At 70.4% G+C, this 22,544-nt stretch carries 19 protein-coding genes and 2 pseudogenes; 10 read left to right on the top strand and 11 right to left on the bottom strand.

All coding sequences use genetic code 11. From position 1 onward, the window contains the following. Positions 1–107 precede the first annotated feature (107 nt). From nrdF to nrdH, 4 genes are all read right to left on the bottom strand, one after another. Positions 108–1,082 carry a class 1b ribonucleoside-diphosphate reductase subunit beta gene (nrdF, locus tag REH70_RS00110; protein WP_310750323.1) on the bottom strand — a complete coding sequence of 325 codons (975 nt, stop codon included), beginning with the start codon at positions 1,080–1,082 and terminating at the stop codon, positions 108–110. Between the two features lie 169 nt (positions 1,083–1,251). Further along, complete coding sequence (gene nrdE / locus REH70_RS00105; RefSeq protein WP_310750320.1) at positions 1,252–3,396, bottom strand: class 1b ribonucleoside-diphosphate reductase subunit alpha; 2,145 nt, start codon at positions 3,394–3,396, stop codon at positions 1,252–1,254. Beyond that, positions 3,366–3,782 (bottom strand): class Ib ribonucleoside-diphosphate reductase assembly flavoprotein NrdI, encoded by a 417-nt coding sequence (nrdI, locus tag REH70_RS00100; protein WP_310750318.1) that lies wholly within the window; start codon positions 3,780–3,782, stop codon positions 3,366–3,368. The genes nrdE and nrdI overlap by 31 nt, the downstream gene beginning before the upstream one ends. A gap of 93 nt (positions 3,783–3,875) precedes the next feature. Then, positions 3,876–4,121: a glutaredoxin-like protein NrdH gene (gene nrdH, locus REH70_RS00095; protein ID WP_310750314.1), complete on the bottom strand. Its 246-nt coding sequence runs from the start codon at positions 4,119–4,121 to the stop codon at positions 3,876–3,878. A gap of 462 nt (positions 4,122–4,583) precedes the next feature. On the opposite strand from nrdH, the gene REH70_RS00090 reads away from it, so the two are divergent. Continuing rightward, on the top strand, positions 4,584–5,513 hold the full coding sequence (locus REH70_RS00090) for a GDSL-type esterase/lipase family protein (protein ID WP_310750310.1): 930 nt from the start codon (positions 4,584–4,586) through the stop codon (positions 5,511–5,513). A gap of 141 nt (positions 5,514–5,654) precedes the next feature. Beyond that, positions 5,655–7,749 (top strand): annotated as a pseudogene (locus REH70_RS00085) (prolyl oligopeptidase family protein). 52 nt (positions 7,750–7,801) lie between these two features. Here REH70_RS00085 and REH70_RS00080 read toward each other — a convergent pair. The 4 genes from REH70_RS00080 to dnaK form a co-directional block, all read right to left on the bottom strand. After that, positions 7,802–8,215: a heat shock protein transcriptional repressor HspR gene (locus REH70_RS00080; protein WP_310750306.1), complete on the bottom strand. Its 414-nt coding sequence runs from the start codon at positions 8,213–8,215 to the stop codon at positions 7,802–7,804. Positions 8,216–8,296: 81 nt separating this feature from the next. Then, complete coding sequence (locus REH70_RS00075) at positions 8,297–9,304, bottom strand: DnaJ C-terminal domain-containing protein (protein ID WP_310750303.1); 1,008 nt, start codon at positions 9,302–9,304, stop codon at positions 8,297–8,299. Positions 9,305–9,485: 181 nt separating this feature from the next. Continuing rightward, entirely contained in the window at positions 9,486–10,172 is a 687-nt protein-coding gene (grpE, locus tag REH70_RS00070) for a nucleotide exchange factor GrpE (protein ID WP_310750300.1), read from the bottom strand. Then, the gene (dnaK, locus tag REH70_RS00065; RefSeq protein WP_310750297.1) at positions 10,169–12,046 is read right to left on the bottom strand and encodes a molecular chaperone DnaK; all 1,878 of its coding nucleotides are present in this window, start codon (positions 12,044–12,046) and stop codon (positions 10,169–10,171) included. The genes grpE and dnaK overlap by 4 nt, the downstream gene beginning before the upstream one ends. A 294-nt stretch (positions 12,047–12,340) precedes the next feature. Between dnaK and REH70_RS00060 the strand changes: the two genes are divergently transcribed. The 8 genes from REH70_RS00060 to REH70_RS00025 all read left to right on the top strand — a co-directional run bounded on the left by REH70_RS00060 (position 12,341) and on the right by REH70_RS00025 (position 17,855). Then, on the top strand, positions 12,341–13,078 hold the full coding sequence (locus REH70_RS00060; protein ID WP_310750294.1) for a TnsA-like heteromeric transposase endonuclease subunit: 738 nt from the start codon (positions 12,341–12,343) through the stop codon (positions 13,076–13,078). Continuing rightward, positions 13,075–13,590 carry a hypothetical protein gene (locus REH70_RS00055; protein ID WP_310750290.1) on the top strand — a complete coding sequence of 172 codons (516 nt, stop codon included), beginning with the start codon at positions 13,075–13,077 and terminating at the stop codon, positions 13,588–13,590. Before REH70_RS00060 ends, REH70_RS00055 begins: the two co-directional genes overlap by 4 nt. A gap of 143 nt (positions 13,591–13,733) precedes the next feature. Further along, positions 13,734–14,561 carry a DDE-type integrase/transposase/recombinase gene (locus REH70_RS00050; protein ID WP_310750287.1) on the top strand — a complete coding sequence of 276 codons (828 nt, stop codon included), beginning with the start codon at positions 13,734–13,736 and terminating at the stop codon, positions 14,559–14,561. Continuing rightward, positions 14,477–14,941: a hypothetical protein gene (locus REH70_RS00045; RefSeq protein ID WP_310750283.1), complete on the top strand. Its 465-nt coding sequence runs from the start codon at positions 14,477–14,479 to the stop codon at positions 14,939–14,941. The genes REH70_RS00050 and REH70_RS00045 overlap by 85 nt, the downstream gene beginning before the upstream one ends. After that, positions 14,938–15,066 (top strand): hypothetical protein, encoded by a 129-nt coding sequence (locus REH70_RS00040; RefSeq protein ID WP_310750280.1) that lies wholly within the window; start codon positions 14,938–14,940, stop codon positions 15,064–15,066. Before REH70_RS00045 ends, REH70_RS00040 begins: the two co-directional genes overlap by 4 nt. Beyond that, a complete protein-coding gene (locus tag REH70_RS00035; RefSeq protein ID WP_310750278.1) occupies positions 15,063–15,314 on the top strand; it encodes a hypothetical protein in 252 nt (83 codons plus the stop codon). Before REH70_RS00040 ends, REH70_RS00035 begins: the two co-directional genes overlap by 4 nt. Continuing rightward, on the top strand, positions 15,278–16,138 hold the full coding sequence (locus tag REH70_RS00030; protein ID WP_310750275.1) for an AAA family ATPase: 861 nt from the start codon (positions 15,278–15,280) through the stop codon (positions 16,136–16,138). The genes REH70_RS00035 and REH70_RS00030 overlap by 37 nt, the downstream gene beginning before the upstream one ends. Before the next feature lie 16 nt (positions 16,139–16,154). Next, positions 16,155–17,855: a TniQ family protein gene (locus REH70_RS00025; RefSeq protein ID WP_310750272.1), complete on the top strand. Its 1,701-nt coding sequence runs from the start codon at positions 16,155–16,157 to the stop codon at positions 17,853–17,855. A gap of 621 nt (positions 17,856–18,476) precedes the next feature. Here the strand turns inward: REH70_RS00025 and REH70_RS00020 are convergent. The 3 genes and pseudogenes from REH70_RS00020 to istA all read right to left on the bottom strand — a co-directional run bounded on the left by REH70_RS00020 (position 18,477) and on the right by istA (position 22,398). Then, positions 18,477–19,715, bottom strand: coding sequence for an IS256 family transposase (locus tag REH70_RS00020; RefSeq protein WP_396134784.1), 1,239 nt, complete (start codon positions 19,713–19,715; stop codon positions 18,477–18,479). Between the two features lie 295 nt (positions 19,716–20,010). Next, positions 20,011–20,832 (bottom strand): IS21-like element helper ATPase IstB, encoded by an 822-nt coding sequence (gene istB / locus REH70_RS00015; RefSeq protein ID WP_310750269.1) that lies wholly within the window; start codon positions 20,830–20,832, stop codon positions 20,011–20,013. Then, positions 20,829–22,398: pseudogene (gene istA / locus REH70_RS00010) on the bottom strand (IS21 family transposase). Before istA ends, istB begins: the two are co-directional and overlap by 4 nt. Positions 22,399–22,544: the final 146 nt, after the last annotated feature.

Genomic DNA, 22,544 nt, shown 5'->3' with positions numbered 1-22,544 from the left:
CGCACCGCGCCGCGTGACCGCGCCGCCACCCCCGACACGACGCAGCGCCCCCGCTCTCGTCGAGAGCGGGGGCGCTGCGTCGTGTCATCCGCGTCGGGACGCTCCGGTCAGAACTCCCAGTCCTCGTCCTCGGTGTTCACGGCCTTGCCGATGACGTACGACGAGCCGGAGCCGGAGAAGAAGTCGTGGTTCTCGTCCGCGTTGGGCGACAGGGCCGAGAGGATCGCCGGGTTGACGTCGGTCTCGTCCCGCGGGAAGAGCGCCTCGTACCCGAGGTTCATCAGCGCCTTGTTGGCGTTGTAGCGCAGGAACTTCTTGACGTCCTCGGTGAGCCCGACGCCGTCGTAGAGGTCCTGGGTGTACTCCACCTCGTTGTCGTACAGCTCGAACAGCAGCTCGTACGTGTAGTCCTTGAGCTCCTGGCGACGGGTGGCGTCCACCCGCTCGAGGCCCTTCTGGTACTTGTAGCCGATGTAGTACCCGTGCACGGCCTCGTCACGGATGATCAGACGGATGAGGTCGGCCGTGTTCGTCAGCTTCGCCCGCGAGGACCAGTACATCGGCAGGTAGAAGCCCGAGTAGAACAGGAACGACTCGAGCAGCGTGCTCGCGACCTTGCGCTTGAGCGCGTCGTCACCGTGGTAGTAGTCCATGACGATCGCGGCCTTGCGCTGCAGGTTCGGGTTCTCCTCCGACCAGCGGAAGGCGTCGTCGATCTCCGCCGTCGTGTTCAGCGTCGAGAAGATCGACGAGTACGACTTGGCGTGCACCGACTCCATGAACGCGATGTTCGTGTACACCGCCTCCTCGTGCGGCGTGAGCGCGTCCGGGATCAGCGACACCGCGCCGACGGTCCCCTGGATGGTGTCCAGCAGCGTCAGGCCGGTGAAGACCCGGCTGGTGAGCACCTTCTCGTCCATCGTGAGGGTGTTCCACGACTGGATGTCGTTGGAGACCGGGATCTTCTCGGGGAGCCAGAAGTTCCCGACCAGCCGGTCCCAGACCTCGGAGTCCTTCTCGTCCTCGACCCGGTTCCAGTTGATCGCCGAGACCCGGCTGACCAGCTTGAGCTTCTCCGTCATGACAGTCCAACTTCCATCGAGTCGAGGGGTGCGGGGCGCGAGGGCGACACCTGCACGAGCGAGCCGGCGGCGGGCTCGGCTCCGGTGTGGTGGGCGTCAAGCGCCGACGAAGGAGGCGCCGGGCAGAGTCGAGGCCGCCGCCGGCTCGCGGACCCCACCAGGGAACGGCTCAGAGCATGCACGACACGCAGCCCTCGACCTCGGTGCCCTCGAGCGCCATCTGCCGCAGCCGGATGTAGTAGAGCGTCTTGATGCCCTTGCGCCAGGCGTAGATCTGCGCCTTGTTGATGTCACGCGTGGTGGCGGTGTCCTTGAAGAACAGCGTCAGCGACAGTCCCTGGTCGACGTGCTGGGTCGCCGCCGCGTAGGTGTCGATGATCTTTTCGTAGCCGATCTCGTACGCGTCCTGGTAGTACTCCAGGTTGTCGTTCGTCAGGAAGGGCGCCGGGTAGTAGACGCGCCCGATCTTGCCCTCCTTGCGGATCTCGATCTTCGACGCGACCGGGTGGATCGACGACGTCGAGTTGTTGATGTACGAGATCGACCCGGTCGGCGGCACGGCCTGCAGGTACATGTTGTAGATGCCGAACTGCTGGACCGACTCGGCCAGTGCGCGCCAGTCGTCCTGCGTCGGGATGTGCACCTCGGCCTCGGCGAACAGCTGGCGCACCCGCTCGGTCTCGGGCTCCCACGTACGGTCGATGTACTTCGCGAAGTACTCGCCGCTCGCGTACGCGGAGTCCTCGAAGCCCTCGAACGCGCGACCGCGCTCGATCGCCAGGCGGTTGGACGCCCGGATCGCGTGGTAGGCGACCGTGTAGAAGTAGATGTTCGTGAAGTCCAGGCCCTCGGCCGACCCGTAGTGGACCCGCTCGCGGGCGAGGTAGCCGTGCAGGTTCATCTGCCCGAGGCCGATCGCGTGACCGGCGTCGTTCGCGCGCTTGACCGACGGCACCGACTCGATGCTCGTCTGGTCGGACACCGCGGTGAGCGCACGGATGGCGACCTCGACGGTGGCCCCGAGGTCGGGCGAGTCCATCGCGAGGGCGATGTTCATCGAGCCGAGGTTGCACGAGATGTCCTTGCCGATGTGGCTGTAGGACAGGTCCTCGTTGTACTCCGACGGCGTGGAGACCTGGAGGATCTCCGAGCACAGGTTGGAGTGCGTCACTCGGCCGGCGATCGGGTTCGCCTTGTTCACCGTGTCCTCGAACATGAGGTACGGGTAGCCGGACTCGAACTGGATCTCGGCGAGAGTCTGGAAGAACTCGCGCGCCTTGATCTTCGTCTTGCGGATGCGACGGTCGTCGACCATCTCGTGGTACTTCTCGCTCACCGAGATGTCCGCGAACGGCTTGCCGTAGACGCGCTCGACGTCGTACGGCGAGAACAGGTACATGTCCTCGTTCCGCTTGGCCAGCTCGAACGTGATGTCCGGGATGACGACGCCGAGGGAGAGCGTCTTGATGCGGATCTTCTCGTCCGCGTTCTCACGCTTGGTGTCCAGGAACCGCAGGATGTCCGGGTGGTGGGCGTGCAGGTACACCGCACCAGCGCCCTGGCGGGCACCGAGCTGGTTGGCGTAGGAGAAGGAGTCCTCGAGCAGCTTCATCACGGGGATGACGCCGGAGGACTGGTTCTCGATGTGCTTGATCGGCGCGCCGTGCTCACGGATGTTCGACAGCAGGAGGGCCACACCGCCGCCACGCTTGGACAGCTGCAGAGCGGAGTTGATGCCGCGTGCGATCGACTCCATGTTGTCCTCGATGCGCAGCAGGAAGCACGAGACGGCCTCGCCACGCTGCGCCTTGCCGGAGTTGAGGAACGTCGGCGTCGCCGGCTGGAAGCGACCCGCGATGATCTCGTCGACCATGCTGACCGCGAAGTCCTGGTCGCCGTCGGCCAGGGTGAGCGCGACCATGCACACGCGGTCCTCGAAGCGCTCGAGGTAACGCTTCCCGTCGAACGTCTTCAGCGTGTACGAGGTGTAGTACTTGAACGCGCCGAGGAACGTCTGGAACCGGAACTTCTTGGAGTAGGCGTACTCGAAGAGGGTCTTGACGAACGCGAAGTCGTACTTCGCGAGGATCTCCGGCTCGTAGTACTTGTTCTCGACCAGGTACTCGAGCTTCTCCTGCAGGTTGTGGAAGAAGACGGTGTTCTGGTTCACGTGCTGCAGGAAGTACTGGCGAGCCGCCGCACGGTCCTTGTCGAACTGGATCTCACCGTTCGGGCCATAGAGGTTCAGCATCGCGTTGAGCGCGTGGTAGTCGAGCCCCGCGTCTACGCCGGTATCTGCTGTCGTTGTTGCCACAGGTGTCCCAATCCTTCGCGGACGCGGGTGACGTCCTCACGTGTGCCCATGACCTCGAAGCCGTAGAGGTACGGCACCGAGCACTTGGCGGAGATGATTCGACCGGCGAGGCAGTAGGCCTCGCCGAAGTTGGTGTTGCCGGCCGCGATGACGCCGCGGATCAGCGAACGGTTCGCCTCGTCGTTCAAGAACTTGATGACCTGGCGGGGGACCGCGCCGGCGCCGTTGCCCCCGCCGTAGGTGGGGACGACGAGCACGTACGGCTCGGTGACGTGTAGCGGTGGGTCCTTGGGGAGCAGCGGGATGCGCTGCGCGGGGAGCCCGAGCTTCTGCATGAAGCGGTGCGTGTTCTCCGACGCGCTCGAGAAGTACACCAGCGAGCCCATGGCGAGCCCCTCTCCTCGTGACGACGGGTGCCCCTCGAGGGGCGGCCGGAGCGCGACGGCGAGCGCGTCAGCAGCTCCGGCGCGGACGGCGGGTCAGGCGACGGCGACGGCCGCGCCCTCGACCAGCGACCGGATCCGGTCGGGGCGGTAGCCCGACCAGTGGTCGGCGCCGGCGACGACGACGGGGGCCTGCATGTGCCCGAGCGACATGACGTACTCACGGGCGGAGGGGTCGGTGCTGATGTCCACGATCGTGTAGTCCAGGCCGGCCTTGTCCAGCGCGCGGTAGGTCGCGTTGCACTGGACGCAAGCGGGCTTGCTGTACACGGTGATGCTCATCGTCTTCCCCCACGGAATCGGTGTGCGCGGCAGGTCCCGCGATGCCTCCACCCTAGCCCGACTCCCGGGTAATCACAACGGTGCAACACCAGACCTGGGGGTCGGCCGCCCCCTCGACCACTAGGTGTAGTGGTCACTGTGGACGGGCCCGTCCCCAGCCTGGGGACAGCGGACCGCAGGCCGCTCACCTGCAGGATCACCGCTGCACCGATGCCACCGGCGCCCGGCCGTCCCCAGGCCCACCCCGGTACACGCACAGGCGGACCCACAGGCCCGTCCCATCGGCGCACGCCGCCGGAAGAGCCGTCGACCGGTCCACCGGGCCGCGTGTCGCCCCGGCGCGGCGGGCCACGACCAGGCGCGGCAGCCGTGCTCCGTGGCCCTTCCGCACCCGGAGCGCCCGGGCGTACGGTCACGCGTGGGCGGCGACGACGCCGCCCACCCACGAGGGACGGACCCACCGTGAAGCGCATCGTGTCGATCGCCACCTCCACCGCGGCAGCCGTCGCCCTCGCCGTCGCCGTCGGGCTCACCGGGTCCCCGGCGTCCGCGGCTCCGCCGGACGCGCCCTCCAACCGTCCCGTCTACCTCGCGCTCGGCGACTCGCTCGCCGCGGGTCAGGCGTCCGTGCCGGCGACGGGTGGGTACGTGAGCACGACGACGCGCTGGAAGCGGTTCGGCTTCGTCGCGCAGTTCCACGACGTGCTGCGCGACCGCCTGGACTGCGGCCCCGAGCGACCTCGAAACCCGCGCGAGGGCTGCCGCCGGCTCCAGGTCGTGAACCTCTCCCGGACCGGCATCCCGGGTGTTGCGGGCGGCGTCACCACCGCGACCGTCCTGCAGCCCGGCGACCAGCTGGACCGTGCCGTGGCGATCCTCACCGAGCGCAACGGCGACGCGTCGCCGCGCAACGACGTCGAGGTGGTCTCGCTGACCGTCGGCGGGAACGACATCTTCGGTCCGGCCGTGGCCGCCTGCGTCCCCGCCACGGCCGCGTGCGTGCCCACGCTGACGACGACCTTCGCCGACGTCGCCGCGCGGTACGACCGGATCCTCGCCGGCCTGCGCGAGGCGGCCGGGCCCGACGTGCCGATCCTCACCACGACGTACGACAACCCGCTCCCGTTCTGCGTCCTGGGCGCCGCCGACCCGGCCGGCGCGACGGCGATCGGGGACTTCGTGCTCGAGGGCGGGGACATCGGGCTGGGGCCGATGGTCGACGGGTTCAACGACGTGGTGCGCGACGTCTCGGCGAGGTACGGCGCCACCGCGGTGGATACGTTCGGCTCGCTCGGCGCCGGGGACTTCGTCGGCGGGGCGGACTGCCTGCACCCGAATGGTCAGGGGCACCGCAAGGTGGCCGAGGTCTTCGCCGCGGCGCTGCCGCGGTAGTCGCCGCGGCGCAGCGGCGTCGGGCGGTTGCGGGGGCGTCGGGCGGCGTCAGGCGGCGTCGGGCGGCGTCGGGACCGCCGGGGGGCGGGCAAGCCCCGCGCCGCGACGCGCGGGCGTTTGCCCCTGCGTCCCGGCCCACGAATGATGCGGGGCGTGGACACCGACCCCTATGCATGGCTCGAGGACGTCGAGGGCGCGGACGCGCTGGCCTGGGTGCGCGAGCGCAACGCCGACGCCCTGGACCGCCTCGCCGAGAGCCCCGGCTTCGCCGAGATCCGCGGGGAGGTGCTCGAGGTCCTCGACTCCGACGCCAAGATCCCGATGGTCGGCCGCGCCGGCGACCACCTGTACAACTTCTGGCGCGACGCCGAGCACGAGCGCGGGCTGTGGCGACGCACCACGCTCGAGGAGTACCGCACCGACGACCCCGCGTGGGAGACGCTGCTCGACCTCGACGCGCTGAGCGCCACCGAGGGCGAGAGCTGGGTGTGGCACGGCGCGCAGGTGCGGCGGCCGGACTTCCGCCGGGCGCTGGTGTCGCTCTCCCGCGGCGGCTCGGACGCCGACGTCACGCGCGAGCTCGACCTCGAGACGCTCGAGTGGGTGACCGACGGCTTCGTCCGCCCGGAGGCCAAGGGCGGCCTCGGCTGGGTCGACCCGGACACGGTGTTCGTCTACACCGACCTGGGCCCGGGGACCATGACGACGTCCGGCTACCCCCGCACGGTGCGCCGGTGGACGCGCGGGACCGCGCTGGCCGACGCGCCCGTCGTCTTCGAGGGCGAGCCGGACGACCTGTACATCTCCGCCCACCACGACCGGACGCCGGGCTTCGAGCGCGACCTCGTGGTCCGCGCCATCGCGTTCTACCGGCAGCAGGTCTTCCTGCTCGGCGACGACGACGCCCTGACCCTCATCGACGTGCCCGAGAGCGCCGAGGTGACCCTCAAGCGCGAGTGGCTGCTCGTCGAGCCGCGCGAGGAGTGGGTGGTCGAGGGGCACAGCTACCCGGCCGGGTCCCTGCTGGCGATCCGACTCGACGACTTCCTCGCCGGGTCGCGCGACCTGGAGGTCCTCTTCGACCCGACGCCGACGACGTCGCTCGCCGGCGTCACCTGGACGCGGTCGCACCTCGTGCTGACCCTGCTCGACGACGTCCGGCACCGGCTCCGGGTGCTCACGCCCGGTGAGGCGGGGTGGGCGTCGTCGGACCTGCCTGGGGTGCCGGAGCTCACCACGGTGTCCGTGAGCGGCGTCGACCCGGACGAGCTCGACGACCTGTGGATGACCACCACCGGCTACCTGACGCCCACGACGCTGTCGCTGGTCACGGTCGGCGGCGAGCCCGAGGCGCTCAAGTCGACGCCGACCTTCTTCGACGCCGCCACGCACACCGTGAGCCAGCACATGGCGACGTCGGACGACGGCACCCGCGTCCCGTACTTCCTCGTCAGGCCGACGGACCTCCCCCTGGACGGGACCGCACCCACCCTGCTGTACGGGTACGGCGGGTTCGAGATCTCGCTGACGCCGTCGTACTCCGGCGGGCTGGGGCGCGGCTGGCTCGCGCGCGGTGGCGTGTACGCCGTGGCGAACATCCGCGGCGGGGTGAGTACGGGCCGCGCTGGCACCAGCTCGCCCTCAAGGAGAACCGGCACCGCGCGTACGAGGACTTCGCCGCGGTCGCGCGCGACCTCGTCGCGACCGGCGTCACCTCCCCGCACGGATCGGCGTGCAGGGCGGCAGCAACGGTGGGCTGCTGACGGGCAACATGCTGGTGCGCTACCCCGAGCTGATCGGCGCCGCGGTGATCCAGGTGCCGCTGCTCGACATGCAGCGCTACAGCCACCTGCTCGCCGGCGCGTCGTGGATGGCCGAGTACGGCGACCCGGACGACCCCGCGCAGTGGGGGTTCATCCGGACCTTCTCCCCGTACCACCTCGTCGACGCCGAACGGGCGTATCCGCCGGTGCTGCTGACGACGTCGACCCGGGACGACCGCGTGCACCCCGGTCACGCACGCAAGATGACCGCCCGGCTGCTCGAGCTCGGCAAGGACGTCACGTACTTCGAGAACATCGAGGGCGGGCACGGCGGCGCGGCCACGAACGCGCAGGCGGCGCACATGACCGCGCTCGCCTACACGTTCCTGTGGCAGCGGCTCGCGGGCCGGGTGCCCGACGGCGGAGCGGTGCCCCACGACGGAGCGGTGCCCGACGGCGGCGTGCGCGGCTGACCCGCCGCTGTGCGGCCAGCGGCCGGCCGGCCTGCGGCCCGAGCGCGCCGGGCTACCGGCCGCTCGGCCGCCACAGCACCAGGGCTCCGGCGGTCGACCGCTCGTCGCGACGTCGGCGGGTGCCGCGCGGGACGGCGACGACCTCACCGCCCGGGCCGGCCGTGAAGACGCGATGGCCGGGCTCGGCGAAGGCGCGCAGCGCCTCGACCTGCGCCTCGAGCCGCTCCACCTGCTGCTGCAGGCGCAGGATCCGCTTGATGCCGGCCAGGTTGATGCCCTCCTCCTGGGAGAGCCGCTGCACCTCGCGCAGGGTCGCGATGTCCCGCAGCGAGTAGCGCCGGCCGCGCCCGCGGGCCCGGCTGGGTGAGACGAGGCCGAGGCGGTCGTACTGCCGCAACGTCTGCGGGTGCATGCCGGCGAGCTCGGCCGCGACCGAGATGACGAAGACCTGCGCGTCGTCCTGCATGCCCTCCACCTTCCCTGTCGTCGGCCCGCCGTCGGCCCGCCGTCGGGCCGCCGTCGGGCCGTCGTCAGGTCTCGTCGGTCGTCACTCCCGGGCGCGGGCCGCCATCTCGGCGCGCGGGTCCTGGCCCGCGGTCGCGGTCGCGAAGGCCTCGACGGCCTCACGCGCGGCGCCGTCGAGCCGCTGCGGCACCGCGACCTGCACCGTGACCAGGAGGTCCCCGGTGCCCTTGGTGGTGGTGACGCCCTTGCCGCGGGCACGCAGCACCCGGCCGGACGGCGTGCCCGCCGGGACGCGCATGCGGACGGTCGAGCCGTCCAGGGTCGGGACGTCGACCGTCGCCCCCAGCGCTGCCTCGGGGAAGGTCACCGGCACGGTGACGCGCAGGTCGTTGCCCTCGAGGGAGAACACCGGGTGGGGCTGCACCGTGACGGTGACGATGAGGTCGCCGGGCTGGCCGCCGGGCTCGGCGGCGCGCCCCTTGCCCCGCATGCGGATCTTCTGGCCGTCGTGCACCCCGGCCGGGATGCGGACGGTGAGGTTCTGCCCGTCGACGGACAGCGTCACCGTGGACCCCTCGACCGCCTGCCGGAATGCCAGCGTGGCCGTCGCGGACAGGTCGATGCCGGGCTGGGGCTGGCGGAAACCGCCGCCCCCCTGGCCGAACAGACCACCGAGGATGTCCTCGAACCCGGCCGGTCCAGCGCCGCCGCGGGGCCCGCCCCCGCCGGTCGACTGGTACCGCATCCGCGGCCCGGCCCCGGCGCCGGCCCCGCCGAACATCCCGCCGAACAGGTCCTCGAACCCGGCCCCGCCGGCACCTGCGCCGCCGCTGCCGGCCGAGAACCGTGCGCCGCCTGCCATCGCGCGCAGCTGGTCGTACTGGCGGCGCTGCTCGGGGTCGGAGAGCACGGCGTAGGCCTCGCCGACCTCCTTGAACCGCGACTCCGAGCGCGCGTCCCCGGGGTTGTGGTCGGGGTGCAGCGTGCGGGCGAGCTTGCGGTACGCCTTCTTGATCTCCGCCGCGTCGGCGGTCTTGGAGACGCCGAGCACGGCGTAGAAGTCCTTCTCCAACCAGTCCTGGCCGGTCATGACGCCTCCTCTCGGTACGGGTCGTGTGGGTGGTGCGAGCTGTCGGGCAGTGCAGGCCGTCGATCTGCTGGCCGGTCCACCGGACGCGTCGGCCGTCACCGTCGGCCGTGTGCGTCGCCGGTGGTTCCGGACGCCGTCCGCCCCGACGGGCGCGGGCGGACGGCGTCCGGGTGGTACCGGGCTAGGCGTCGGGGCTGGTGACGCCGACCCGGGCTGCCCGCACGACACGGCCGGCCACCCGGTGCCCCGGCTGCATGACCATCGAGACGGTCGGCTCGGTGACGTCACCGGAGTGCTGGTGCATGAGGGCCTCGTGCACCTGCGGGTCGAACGCCTCGCCGACCGCCCCGAACCGCTCCCAGCCGAAGCGGCCGAGCGTCGTCTCGAGCTTGTCGGCGATCGCCGCGAACGGCGTCCCCTCCAGCTCGCCGTGCTGGCGTGCCAGCTCGACGTCGTCGAGCACGGGGACCAGCGCCTCGAGGACGCCGGCCACCGCCTGGTCACGGGCGACCGAGCGGTCCCGGTCGACGCGCTTGCGGTAGTTGACGTACTCGGCCTGCAGACGCTGCAGGTCCTCGAGCCGCTCGGCCGCCGTCGTCTGGGCGGCGATCAGCTCGGCGTCGTCGGTCGACGGCTCGAAGTCGAGGCCGGCCAACGGGTCGGCGTCGCCGGCCGCGCTGCTCTCGTTCGCGCTGCTGTCCTGCACGGTGCTCGCCTCCTGTGCGCCCTCGCCACCGGTCCCGGCCGGTGCGCTCTCGCGCACCGCGCCGGTCTCGGGGTCGATCCGTCGCTTGTCGGTGAAACGCGGCTCCCCTGCCGGATCGCCCGTGGGGTCGGGAGCCGCGGCGCCCGTCGGGGTGTCCGTCACTTGGCCTCGTCCTCCTCCACGATCTCGGCGTCGACGATGTCGTCGTCGGCCGCGCCGGACGGCGTGCCGTTGGACGAGGCGCTGCCGTCGGCGCCGCCGTCGGCGGGCGCACCGTCCGCGGCCTGCGCGGAGTAGAGCGCCTCACCGATGCGCTGGCTGACGGTCACCAGGGCCGCCTGCTTGGCCTTGACCTGCTCGACGTCGGTGCCCTCGAGCGCCTCGCGGAGCTCGGTGACGGCCGTGCGGACGTCGGTGGTGACGTCCTCGGGGAGCTTGTCGGCGTTGTCCGTCAGGAGCTTCTCGGTCGAGTAGACGAGCTGCTCGGCGGAGTTGCGCGTCTCGGCCTCCTCGCGGCGGGCCTTGTCCTCGGCGGCGTGCGCCTCGGCCTCCTTGACCATGCGGTCGATCTCGTCCTTCGGCAGCGCGGAGCCACCGGTGATCGTCATCGACTGCTCCTTGTTCGTGCCGCGGTCCTTGGCGGACACGTGCACGATGCCGTTCGCGTCGATGTCGAAGGTGACCTCGATCTGCGGCACGCCGCGCGGGGCGGGGGCGATGCCGGTCAGCTCGAAGGTGCCCAGCGGCTTGTTGTCCCGGGCGAACTCGCGCTCACCCTGGAACACCTGGATCAGCACCGACGGCTGGTTGTCGTCCGCCGTCGAGAAGATCTCGCTGCGCTTGGTCGGGATGGCCGTGTTGCGCTCGATGAGCTTGGTCATCACGCCGCCCTTGGTCTCGATGCCGAGGCTCAGGGGTGTGACGTCGATGAGCAGGACGTCCTTGCGCTCACCCTTGATGACGCCCGCCTGGAGCGCGGCGCCGACGGCGACGACCTCGTCCGGGTTGACGCCCTTGTTGGGCTCCTTGCCCCCGGTGAGCTCACGCACCACGTCGGCCACGGCCGGCATCCGCGTGGAGCCACCGACCATCACGATGTGGTCGATGTCGTTGACCGAGATGCCGGCGTCGCGGATGACCGCGTGGAACGGCGCCTTGGTGCGGTCGAGCAGGTCGGACGTCATCTGCTGGAACTGCGCCCGGGTGATCTTCTCGTCGAGGTGGATCGGGCCGTTCTCGCTCATCGACAGGTACTGCATCGAGATGTTGGTGCTCGTCGCGGACGAGAGCTCCTTCTTGGCCTGCTCGGCCGCCTCGCGCAGGCGCTGGAGGGCGATCTTGTCCTTGGAGAGGTCGACGCCGTTGTTGTTCTTCACCTGCTTGATGAGGAACTCGACGATGCGGTTGTCCCAGTCGTCGCCGCCGAGGCGGTTGTCACCCGAGGTCGCACGGACCTGGATGGTCGAGAACTGGTCCTCGTCCTTGCCCACCTCGAGGAGGGAGACGTCGAACGTGCCACCGCCGAGGTCGAAGACGAGGATGAGCTCGTCCTCCTTGCCCTTCTCCAGGCCGTAGGCCAGGGCCGCCGCGGTCGGCTCGTTGACGATGCGCAGGACGTTCATGCCGGCGATCTGACCGGCGTCCTTCGTGGCCTGGCGCTCGGCGTCGTTGAAGTACGCGGGGACGGTGATGACCGCGTCGGTGACGGGCTCGCCCAGGTACTCCTCGGCGTCGCGCTTGAGCTTGCCGAGGATGCGCGCGGAGATCTCCTGCGCGGAGTAGCTGTTGTCGTCGATGCCGACCTTCCAGTCGGTGCCCATGTGGCGCTTGACCGAGCTGATGGTGCGGTCGACGTTCGTGACGGCCTGGCGCTTGGCGACCTCGCCGACGAGCACCTCACCCGTCTTGGAGAACGCGACGACCGACGGCGTCGTCCGGGCGCCCTCGGCGTTCGCGATGACCGTGGGCTCGCCGCCCTCGAGGACGGAGACGACGGAGTTGGTGGTGCCGAGGTCGATGCCGACTGCTCGTGCCATGGGGATGCCTCTTTCCGTACCGGTGATGTGCCCGACGCCGTTCGTGGCGACGCGGGCGCCTCGTGTTGAGTCTTGCTGGCTCAAGTCTGCGCGGCCGAGCCGCTGTGCGCAAGTTCGGACGGGTCAACTTGAGTCTGCATGGCTCAACCTCGCAGCGGACGGTGACATTCCCGCCGGGAGGGCACGCCCGGCTGTCTCCCGCTGTAGGTTCTCGCGAAGTTGGCAGTGGTCTCACCTATCTGACAGCGGCGTGTCAGTAGTCTCATCTATCTGTCAGTGGGCGACGATGGCCACGTGGGCGGATGCGGCGTCACTCTTCAGTACTGCAACGTCGCCGGCGACGTGGTCACGACGACGTGGGAGCAGGCGCGCGCTGATCTGATCATCGACGGCCTCCCGATCCGAATCCCTCCGACCTACCAGGGCCAGCGGAGCTATCCGGGGCTGTTCTGGACCGCGACGAACTGCCGCACGCTGGTGTACGAGAGCCTGCTCGAGCTGGACCGGCTGTGGTTGGCCGACTTCGACCCGACGGTCACCGGCATCGCCACCCAGCCGTTCCAGATCACCGGTCGCGACGGCGCCGCCCAGCGCTCGCATGTGCCCGACGTCCTGCTGGTCCACGCGGACCGGCGCGTCACGCTGGTCGACGTGAAGCCGGCCGCCTTCCTGAAGAAGCCAGCGGTCCGGGCCCAGTTCGACTGGACGCGCGGGTTGTGCCGAGTCAAGGGGTGGCAGTACGAGGTCTTCTCCGGCGCCGATGCCACGGTGCTGCGCAACATCAAGTTCTTGGCTACTGGCCGCCGCCCCGGGCGATTGCCACCGGGCCAACTCGACCAGGCGAGAGCCGCTCTGGGCAAGGGCAAGGTCGCCCTGGGCGAGGTCCTTGCCCACAAGCCTGTGGCCTGCGACGAGAGTTCCTGGCGCGTGGCGGTCCTGGCCTGCCTGTGGTCCTGGGAGACCGCCTTCGATCCCCGACAAGCCCTGAGCGCGGAGACGATCCTGAGCCCCTCGACGGGAGTAGCGGCATGAAGGTGGAAACCCTGGACGTCTCCGTCGGTGCCCGGCTCTGGCACCAGGGAGCGGTATGGACCGTGGTCGAGCACGATGGCGCCGGCGTGACACTTCGCTCCGGTGAGCACTTCAAGGTGGTTCACGCCCCCTCGTTGGTCGGCGTCGCCGAGCCGCTCGACGATCATCCCGTTGAAGACGCGGATACGGAGCTGGACGCGATCCTTCTCGCCGCCCTGAGTCCGAAGCAGCGAGCAGAGATCGAGCAGCAGGCGAGAGTGTTCGACGAACTCGTCCTGGCCCCCTCCGAGACTGAGACGCCAGCCAATGACCGGTACCAAGCCGCGGCAGACAAGCTTGGGATCTCCTTCGCACCGCCTACCGCCGCGGGCAGCGGTACGCGGACAAGGGACTCGTCGGACTGGTCGACACGCGCCGGATCCAGCCCCGCCGGCCCACCGTCGCCCCGGAGTGGGACGCTGCGTGCTTGGAGGTTCTCCGGAGCTATCGAGACGCGTCGAACCCGACGATGAAGTCGGTGCTGAGCAAGGCGAACGCCCTCTACCTCACCCGGCATCCTCAGAGGGTCCTCCCCTCCCGGGCGGTCGCTTACCGTCGTGTTCGCGAGCTGGATAAGGGCCGATACACCTTCGGTGCGGCCAAGCAGCGACGGTCGGTGGCGGAGCGACCCGAGGGCGTGCTGGGGCGTCTGCGCGCCGACCGGCCCGGTCAGTACGTCGTGCTGGACACCACCCGGCTGGACGTGTTCGCGATGGAACCGGTGACCGGCCGGTGGCTGAACACCGAGCTGACGGTCGCGATGGACCTGTACTCACGATGCGTCCTCGGCCTGGCCCTGCGCGCGGTGTCCACCACGGCTCAAGACGTCGCGGCGGTCCTGTTCCAGATGGTCACCGCCCAGCACTGGGGACCGGCCGTCGACGACGAGGTCCCCGCGCCGTACGTCGGCGTACCGCAGAACCTGATCACCTCACAGACCGGGGCGCTGCCCGACACGATCGTGGTCGACCACGGCAAGGTCTACCTCGCCAACCACACCAAAGCCGTCTGCCACCGCCTGGGGATCAACCTCCAGCCCGCGACCCCGCACAAGCCGACGGACAAGCCCACGATCGAGCGGTTCTTCCGCACCTTGCGCCAGCAGCTCCTTGAGCACCTGCCCGCCTACAAGGGCCCGGACATCTACTCACGTCGCAAGGACGTGGAGAAGGGCGCGTTCTACTACGTCACCGAGCTCGAGGCGATCATCCGCGAGTGGGTCGGGATCTACCACCACACCCCCACCAGGGGTTGTGCGACCCACGGCTCCCCGAAGCGGAGCTGTCCCCGGCAGAGATGTTCGCCCGCGGCATGGCCGTCGCAGGCGTCCTGCGGCTGCCGGCGACCCAGGACCTGCGCATGGAGTTCCTCGACGTCGCCTGGCGCACCATCCAGCACTACGGCGTCGAGATCGACGGGCGCCGCTACGACGGGCCGGGCCTGAACCTGCACCGCGGCACCAAGTCCTCCTACGGGGGCGCCCACCCGGGCCGGTGGCCGATCATGGTCGACCGCGACGACGTGCGCACCGTCTTCTTCCAGGACCCCGACACCCGGTCCTGGCACGACCTGGTCTGGGAGCACGCCGCAGGCCTGGACGCCCCGTTCAGCGCCGAGGCGGCCGACTACACCCGCCGGCTGAGCGTGGACAACGACCGGCACGTCGACCCCGGGGCGGCGCTGGCAGACCTGCTGGAGCGGTACAGCAAGGGCGCGGTCACCAGCCGGCGCGACCAGAACATCGCCCGCCGCCTCGCCGCGAGGCCCACCAACGACCTCGCCACGGCCACCACAGCCCCGGACGCCGCGTCCACGCCGGGGTGATCGACCTGCTCGCCCACCTCGAGCGGCGCCGTCACGAGCCGCAGGTCAGCGACGACGTGGACGTGTTCGAGCGCTACTACGCCGAGCATCCCGACGAAGCGGCCTTCGAGGTGTTCGACGAGTGACCGCGGCGAGCAACCCGTGGGCGGTGTGGCTTCGCCACAACGAACCGACCCGGTACAACCTGGCCACCAAGCAGGGATGGGACGCGTTCGTGCACACCGCCGCGCGCACACCCCTGCAGCAGCTCAACCGCGCCGAGATGACCCGGCTGAGCACGTACGAGCTCGAGGACTACAACGACGCCAGGGGCCTGTGGAACGCCAACCCCCGACCGTGCAGACCGCCCAGCTCACCCGCGCCTACGGCGTGATCGACCAGGTCATGGCCTCCAACCGCCGCGACAGCGACAAGCTGCGCGGCGCGGTCGTGATCGACGCCGCGCCCGCACTGGGCAAGACGACCATCGCCACCCGCTACGCCCGCGACTTCCACCGCAAGACCATCCGGCGACTGGGTAACCGCACACCTGACGGCCACCAGCGCCTGCCCGTGGTCTACGTGCCCCTCAACGCCGGTACCACCCTCAAAGACCTGAACCTCAAGCTGCTGCGCTTCTACGGCCACCCCGCGGCGACCCGGGCCACCCGCGGCGAGCTCGGCGCCCTGGCGGTGGACTGCGTGCAGTCCTGCCAGACCCAGGTCATCGTCATCGACGACCTGCACTTCATCGACTTCAAGCACCGCAACGGCCACGAGGTCTCCAACCACCTCAAGGGCCTGGCCAACGAGATGCCCGTGACGTTCATCTACGTCGGGGTCCGCCTGCGGGAGAAGAAGTTCTTCGACGAAGGACTCCTCGGCCAGGATGCCGCCTACGCCCAGACCTCACGGCGCGCCACCCGCTGCGAGGTCGCCCCGTTCGCCATCCACACCACTGCCGGCGCGCGGGCCTGGACCGCGCTCCTGGCCGCGCTCGAGCAGCACGTCCTGCTCGCCGAGCCCCGCCCGGGCATGCTCACCGACCACGCCACCCAGCTCCACCGGCGCACCCAAGGGTGCATCGGCTCCCTGACCAACCTCCTGGACCGAGTCTGCTACCTCGCGATCGCCACCGGCGCCGAGACCATCACCACCGAGCTCATCACCCAGGTCACGACCGACAATGCCGCGCAGACCCTCGCCAGCTCCGTCTGACCCGCCCCCGCCATGGTTGGCCTCGCTGCGGGGCATCCCCGGCGGGTACGACCTCGACACCCCGCCGATCCACGTCGCCCCCATCCCCGCCGAGAGCCCGGTCTCCTGGCTGCGGCGCACTGCCGTCCGCTACCAGATCAGCCCCCGCGACGTCCTGCGCGAGGGCGGCGCCGTACGCCAGATCACCTCCACCCGAGCCGCCATCACCCGCACGCTGTCCCCCCACAACGGCTTCACAACCCGCTTGGGCCTGTCCGACGACGACCAGGCGACCCTGCGCGCACCGACCCCGCTCGGGACGGCGCTGCGCGCCTACGCCCGCCTCTACCAGCGGCCCGACGACTGGGAGGCAGCCACCACGAGCCGCTACTGCCCGGCGTGCCTGGCCGGCACCGAGCCCTACTGGGCCAAGGACTGGGCCAACCCCCTGCTCGCCCTGTGCCCCGACCACGACGTCCTCCTGCTCGACCGGTGCCCCGTCTGCGACGCCGCCCCTTACGCCAGCCCGACATGGCTCGCCGCCCCCATCGAGCCGTGGCGCTGCGCCGCCCGCACGACCCCCGCGCACTCGCCTCGCCGCCAGGTCCGCCCCTGGTGCAGCCAGGACCTGCGCACCGCCCCCACCCAGCACGCCACACCCGCCCAGTCGCGTGCCCAACGACTCCTGCTCGACCTCGCCCGCAGGCCCGACGAGACGTTCGAGGTGTGCGGGATCACCGCCACCAGACGCATCGCCTTCGACGCCATGGTCGAGCTCACCACCGGCCCCCTGCACTCCCGCGGTGCAGGGTTCCTCGACCTCGCAGAACCACCGGACGAGATCGCCACCGCCCTGGCCGACACCCTCGACGTCTTGGACGCGACCTCACCGGACCGGGCCGGGCACCACCTGCAGGGCCTGCTGCTGCCCACCAGCCGCAAGGCACCCGGCACCATCGCCGCCGCCCTGACCCCGCCGCCCAAGAACCCGCTGCTCGGCGCCCTGCAGCTCGACCACCACCGTCACGCCATGACCGCCACCAGCCAGCTCACCTTCCGCACCAGCGCCCACCACGCTCAGTACCCCCTCCAAGCCGGCCAGTCCCCGGCCACCCGCCGGCACCTGCAGCTGCCCGAGCACCGCCCCGACCTCCCCATCCCCTCAGCAGCATGGATCCCGCAGGTCCTGTGGCCCGGCACCGTCCCCGACCTCGGCGAGGACCCCATCGCACGCGCCGAGGTGGCGCTGCTCCTGGCCCACCTCGGCACCACCCGGCCCTGGTCGATACTTACCGTCGAGCTCGGCCTACCCCACGCGTTCCACGCGAAGATCGTCGCCCGCACCCGAGCCCGGCGCTCCGACGGCACCTGGCCACAACTCCTGACCAAGCTCGACCACGTCCTGGAGCACCTGCGCGCCAACCCGCCCTGGATCGACTACCGCAACCGGCGCGTCCTCGCCGACGACCTCGACCTCCTCGACCAGGCCCTGACCACCGCCCACCCCGGCCCAACGCGCATCGACGCCCGGCGGCGCTTCTGGGAGCTGTTCACCGGCGGCGACGCCACCTACGCCCCCGAGCCCCTCAACATCAGCGCCGACCAATACCCCCACTGGGCGCAGCAGCGCGGTGACACAGACGCCGCCTACACCGAGCAGTTCGACGCCGCGTTCCAGATCCTCGACCGCTCCAGCCCCCTACGCCTGGGCAAACCCCTGACCTGGCGGCCCCCTTGAAGCGCCGGCGGGTTCAGCTACCAGCCCACCCCGCCCCACGGCCCCACCCTCGAGATCGCCGCCCAGGGCCTCGTCGTCGCCCACGCCGTCCTCACCCTGCCCGACCACCTCCCACCCGGACACGACCCCGCCGACGCCGCGCGCACCGTCCTCACCCGCCGCACCGGCCAACCCGGCGCACTCGACCCACCAACCGCCGACCGATGGGCCGACCACACCGCCACCCTCTACACCCAACTCGCCGCGGACCAGCCCTGCCCTTACCTCCCCGACCTGCCTGCACTGCCCTTCCTCCACCGCTACCAACGCTGCCTGCCCGGCACACGTCAGGCCGACCACGAAGGCCTTGAGTAAGCCTGGCTCGGGTGACCTTCGCCGCCAGATCCAAAACAAGCCCCGGCGACTTGCCTCAGAACCGCACGACCAGATGTCACCTCCGCCCATACTCGCCGCGCGGAACGAATGGGATATAGCGCTCATTCTCGCCCGGCCGGACGCGGATTTCGTTGTAGCGGGTGTGCCGCATCCGGCTTCCTGCGGCCAATCGGGTGGTCTTTTCTTAATTCTTCTTGTGCCGAGCGTGGGACTGTCAGATTTCCGGTGTAAGTGCCGTCCGGCGTTCTAGTTGATCGACGGGTTGATGCGCCCGTCGAAGGTGATGGCAAAGGCGTTGAGGGCGGCCTTCCATCGGATGACCCAGCGTGCCCGACCGCGCCCGGTGGGGTCCAGGGACCGGGTCACCAGATACAGACACTTCAGCGCCGCGGCATCGTTCGGGAAGTGCCCCCGGGCTCGGACCGCGCGCCGGTAGCGGGCGTTGAGGGACTCGATCGCGTTGGTCGTGCAGATGATCTTGCGGATCTCCACGTCGTAGTCCAGGAACGGGATGAACTCGTTCCAGGCGGACCGCCACAAGTTGACCGCGGCCGGGTACTTGCCCTGCCACTTCTCGGCGAAGTCGTCCATCCGTGCTTGCGCCTGGTCGGCGTTGACCGCCGTGTACACCGGGCGCAGGTCCTTGGCCATCTGATCCCAGTCCTGCCGGGCGGAGTACCGGAAGGTGTTACGGATCAGGTGGATCACACAGGTCTGCACCGCCGCCAGCTCCCATGTGGTGGTGAGCGCGTCCGGCAGCCCCTTCAGGCCGTCACACACCACGATGCACACGTCGGCAACGCCGCGGTTCTTGATCTCGGTCAGCACGCTCAGCCAGTACTTGGCGCCCTCCCCGCCGTCACCGGCCCAGATCCCCAGGATGTCGCGTTCACCGGCGGTGGTGACGCCGATGACCACGTAGAACGGCTTGTTCGTGACCTGCCCGTCGCGGACCTTGACCACGATCGCGTCGATGAAGATCACCGGGTACACCCGGTCCAACGGCCGGTTCTGCCACTCCGCCAGCTCCCCGACCACCTTCTCGGTGATCCGGCTGATGGTGTCCTTGCTGACCGTGGCGCCGTACACGTCGGCGAAGTGCGCCGCCACCTCCCCGGTCGTCAGGCCCCGGGCGGTCAGGGACAGCACGATCTGATCCACACCGTCCAGCCGGCGCTGCCGCTTCTTGACGATCACCGGCTCGAACGTGCCGTCCCGGTCGCGCGGGACCTCGATCTCCACCGGACCGATCTCGGTCAGCACCGTCTTGGCGCGGGTGCCGTTGCGGGAGTTCTCCCCGTTGCGTCCCACCGGGTCGTGTTTGTCGTAGCCCAGGTGCTCGGACAGCTCCTCCTCCAGAGCCGTCTCGAGCACCTGCTTCGTCAGCCCCGTCAACAGACCAGTCGGGCCGACCAGGTCGATGCCGGCCGCGCGGGCCTGCTCCACCATCCGTACCGCCAGCTCACGCTGAGCGTCCTCGTCCATCACCGTGTGCGTCGTCGTCACAGGATCAATCGTCTCGGTCATCATGCTGCCTTCCCGCCAAGCCCACGCTCGGCGTGTCAGGCCGGACAGCACTTACACCGTTACTCGGACAGACCCATGGAGTACGACGGCGCTGGCGGGCGGTCGACCACCCGATTCGCCGTGGATGAGAATGACAACCCCATTTGGCCCCACTGTGATGGCCTGATTTGGCCCCACCCCCGCGGTCATCTGCGGTGTGCCACGGTCCTGCAGCGTCACTTCGGGTGACGCGTGCGGGACGTCGCTGTGGGGGTCAGCCAGGGGCGGCTCCTTCGCGCGCTGCGCGGCTGGATCGCAGCCGGTAGGAGTCGGTGCCGGTGGCGATGATGTGGGCGTTGAACGTGAGCCGGTCGACGATCGCGGCGGCCAGTCGGGGGTCGGTGAAGGTGGTGCCCCACTCGCTGAATGGGGCGTTGCTCGCGCAGGCGATGGACGCTTTCTCTTCGCGTTCGGTGATGATCTGGAACTGCAGCTCGGCGCCGAGGGGGTCGAGGTGGACGTAGCCGAGCTCGTCCAGGCACAGCAGGTCCAGGCGGGCGTAGCGGCCCACGACGCGGGACAGCTGTTTGGCGTCGGCGGCCTCGACGAGCTCGTTGACCAGTGCGGCGGTGGTCACGTAGCGGACCCTGCGGCCGGCTTCGGCGGCCGCGACGCCCAGGCCGATGAGCAGGTGCGTCTTGCCGGTGCCCGAGTCGCCCAGGAGCACGACGGGTTCGCCGCGGTCGATCCACGCCCCCGCGGACAGCGCGGCCAGCAGCGGCGCCGGTAGGCCGGGCAGCTGACGCAGGTCCAGGTCCTCGAGGCGTTTCAGGCGGGGGAACTTCGCCTCGTGGATCCGTCTGGTGCGGCGGCGGGCGTCGCGGTCGTCGAGTTCGGCGGTGAGGACCTCGGCGAGGAACGCCTTGTGGGTGAGGCGCTCCTTGACCGCGGCGGCCGCGATCCGGGTCGCTTCGGTGCGGATCGTGGGCAGGTGCAGCGCTGCTGCCCCGGCCGCGATTGCCAGGTCGGCGGCCTGCTCCGACCGCGCAGTGACCGGCCGCTGGTCGGCGTCCGGGACGCTCGTGGCGGCGCTCATGCTGTGGCCGCCAACGGTGCCAGCAGGCTGTCGTAGCCGCCCAGCGTCGGGACCGGGCGAAGGAGCTCAGCCGCGTCCCGGACAGTGTCGGGGGTGTCGGGGGTGTCGGGGGTGTCGGGGGTGTCGGGGGCGAGCCGGGTGGGTTCGAGGTGTCGGCGGGCCTCGACCGCGACGAGGTCGGCCTCGAGCCGTCCCAGCCTCACCGCGGTGGCCATCGCGGCCAGGACCGCTTCGCTCGGCAGCCGGCGGTGCAGCAGCAGCACCCCGATGAGCTCCCGGGTGCCGACGGCGTCGCCGTGGGCGCGGCGGGCGGCGGCCCAGAACTCGTCGTGGCCCGGTGTGAACAACCCCGCCGCCCGTGCACCGGCCAGGGCAGTCGCGGCCGGCAGCGCCCCGGGACGGCGGGCCAGGACCTCCAGGTAGTGGTCCAGCACCAGGGTCTGGGTGTTCTTGTGCAGGCTGCGCACGTGCTCGGCGACCACCACCGCCGGCCGGCCAGGTCGGGCGTCGCGGACGGTGAACGACCGCGCCCCCAACGCGACTGACACCCGCGCGCCGGCCAGGTGCGCCGGGACGGAGTAGTACGACTGGCGCACGCAGATCCGCGCCTTCGCATCGACGTGGCACGTCAGCGCGGTCGCGACGTCGAACGGCTCGCCCGGCAACGCCCGCAGCGTCACCTGCTCGCGGGCCGCGGCCTGCCCGACGGTCTCGACCCGGGCGGCGATGTGCCGGTCCTGATCCAGCAGGTCGGCGGCGGCGAGCTGTGCGTTCAACTCCGCCAGACTCCCCGCTCGGGGGACCGGGGTCAGGTGCCGGCGGCGGAACCGGCCGATCTCTCCCTCGACCCCGCCCTTCTCGTGCGCCCCGCCGATGCCGGGCTCGCAGAAGAACGAGTCGTACCCGTAGTGCGAGCGCAACGCGATGAACCGCTCGTTCTCCAGCCGCTCCCGGCCCAGCAGCACCCGCACCACCGCCGGGCGCAGGTTGTCGTACCGGATCTGCCCGGTCGGCACCCCACCCAGCACCGCGAAAGCGTGCACGTGGCCATCCAGGAACGACTCCTGCGCCTGGTTCGCGTACGCCACATGCACCGCCCGCCCGGAGTGCGACAACCGCAGCGCGAACATCCACAGCTTCACGTAGACACCGTCGATCCAGGCCATGAACTCCCCGAAGTCCACCTCCGCCTCGACCCCGGCCGGGTGCTCCTGGGCGATCGGCACCACCCGGGTGCTCGCCGCGATCTCCCCGGATCTGCCCGACCAAGCCGCGCACAGTCGACTCCGCCAGCTGCGCACCGTGCTCATCACGCAGCCGCTGCCACACCCGCCGGGCCGTGTGGCGCTGCTTACGCGGCGCGGTCAGGTCCTCGACCAGCCACGCCCGGATCTGCGCCTCGTGCGCCCCGAGCACCGGCGACTGCCGGACTGGGACCTTGCGCGGCGGCGGTGTCGCGTCGGCCAGCGCCTGCCGCACCGTGCGCCGGTGCACCTCGTGCCGATCCGCCAACGCACGGATCGACAACCCTTCAACTCGATGGTCTCTGCGGATACGTTCGAACATCTCCACCCTCGATCTCGCTTCCACCTACGCCCCTCGTGATCGTCTTGGTCGACGTCACGAACGTAGGGACAGGCAGGTCGGGGTGGGGCCAAATCAAGCCATCACTACGGCCCCAAGTGGGGCCACATCAGGCTGTCACTCTCACC

This window comes from Cellulomonas sp. ATA003, assembly GCF_031582905.1.
Lineage (GTDB): Bacteria > Actinomycetota > Actinomycetes > Actinomycetales > Cellulomonadaceae > Pengzhenrongella.
The sequence above is the reverse complement of the archived record's forward strand: the minus strand, read 5'-3'. Positions and strand labels throughout refer to the sequence as shown.

Coding starts and splice junctions, on each gene's coding strand:
- REH70_RS00080 (WP_310750306.1), bottom strand. CDS start 8,215: ATGCAGGACGACGCGCAGGTCTTCGTCATCTCGGTCGCGGCCGAGCTC.
- dnaK (WP_310750297.1), bottom strand. CDS start 12,046: ATGGCACGAGCAGTCGGCATCGACCTCGGCACCACCAACTCCGTCGTC.
- nrdH (WP_310750314.1), bottom strand. CDS start 4,121: ATGAGCATCACCGTGTACAGCAAGCCCGCTTGCGTCCAGTGCAACGCG.
- nrdF (WP_310750323.1), bottom strand. CDS start 1,082: ATGACGGAGAAGCTCAAGCTGGTCAGCCGGGTCTCGGCGATCAACTGG.
- istB (WP_310750269.1), bottom strand. CDS start 20,832: ATGAGCGCCGCCACGAGCGTCCCGGACGCCGACCAGCGGCCGGTCACT.
- REH70_RS00075 (WP_310750303.1), bottom strand. CDS start 9,304: ATGACCGGCCAGGACTGGTTGGAGAAGGACTTCTACGCCGTGCTCGGC.
- REH70_RS00020 (WP_396134784.1), bottom strand. CDS start 19,715: ATGGACGAGGACGCTCAGCGTGAGCTGGCGGTACGGATGGTGGAGCAG.
- nrdI (WP_310750318.1), bottom strand. CDS start 3,782: ATGGGCTCGCTGGTGTACTTCTCGAGCGCGTCGGAGAACACGCACCGC.
- REH70_RS00055 (WP_310750290.1), top strand. CDS start 13,075: ATGAAGGTGGAAACCCTGGACGTCTCCGTCGGTGCCCGGCTCTGGCAC.
- REH70_RS00045 (WP_310750283.1), top strand. CDS start 14,477: ATGGAGTTCCTCGACGTCGCCTGGCGCACCATCCAGCACTACGGCGTC.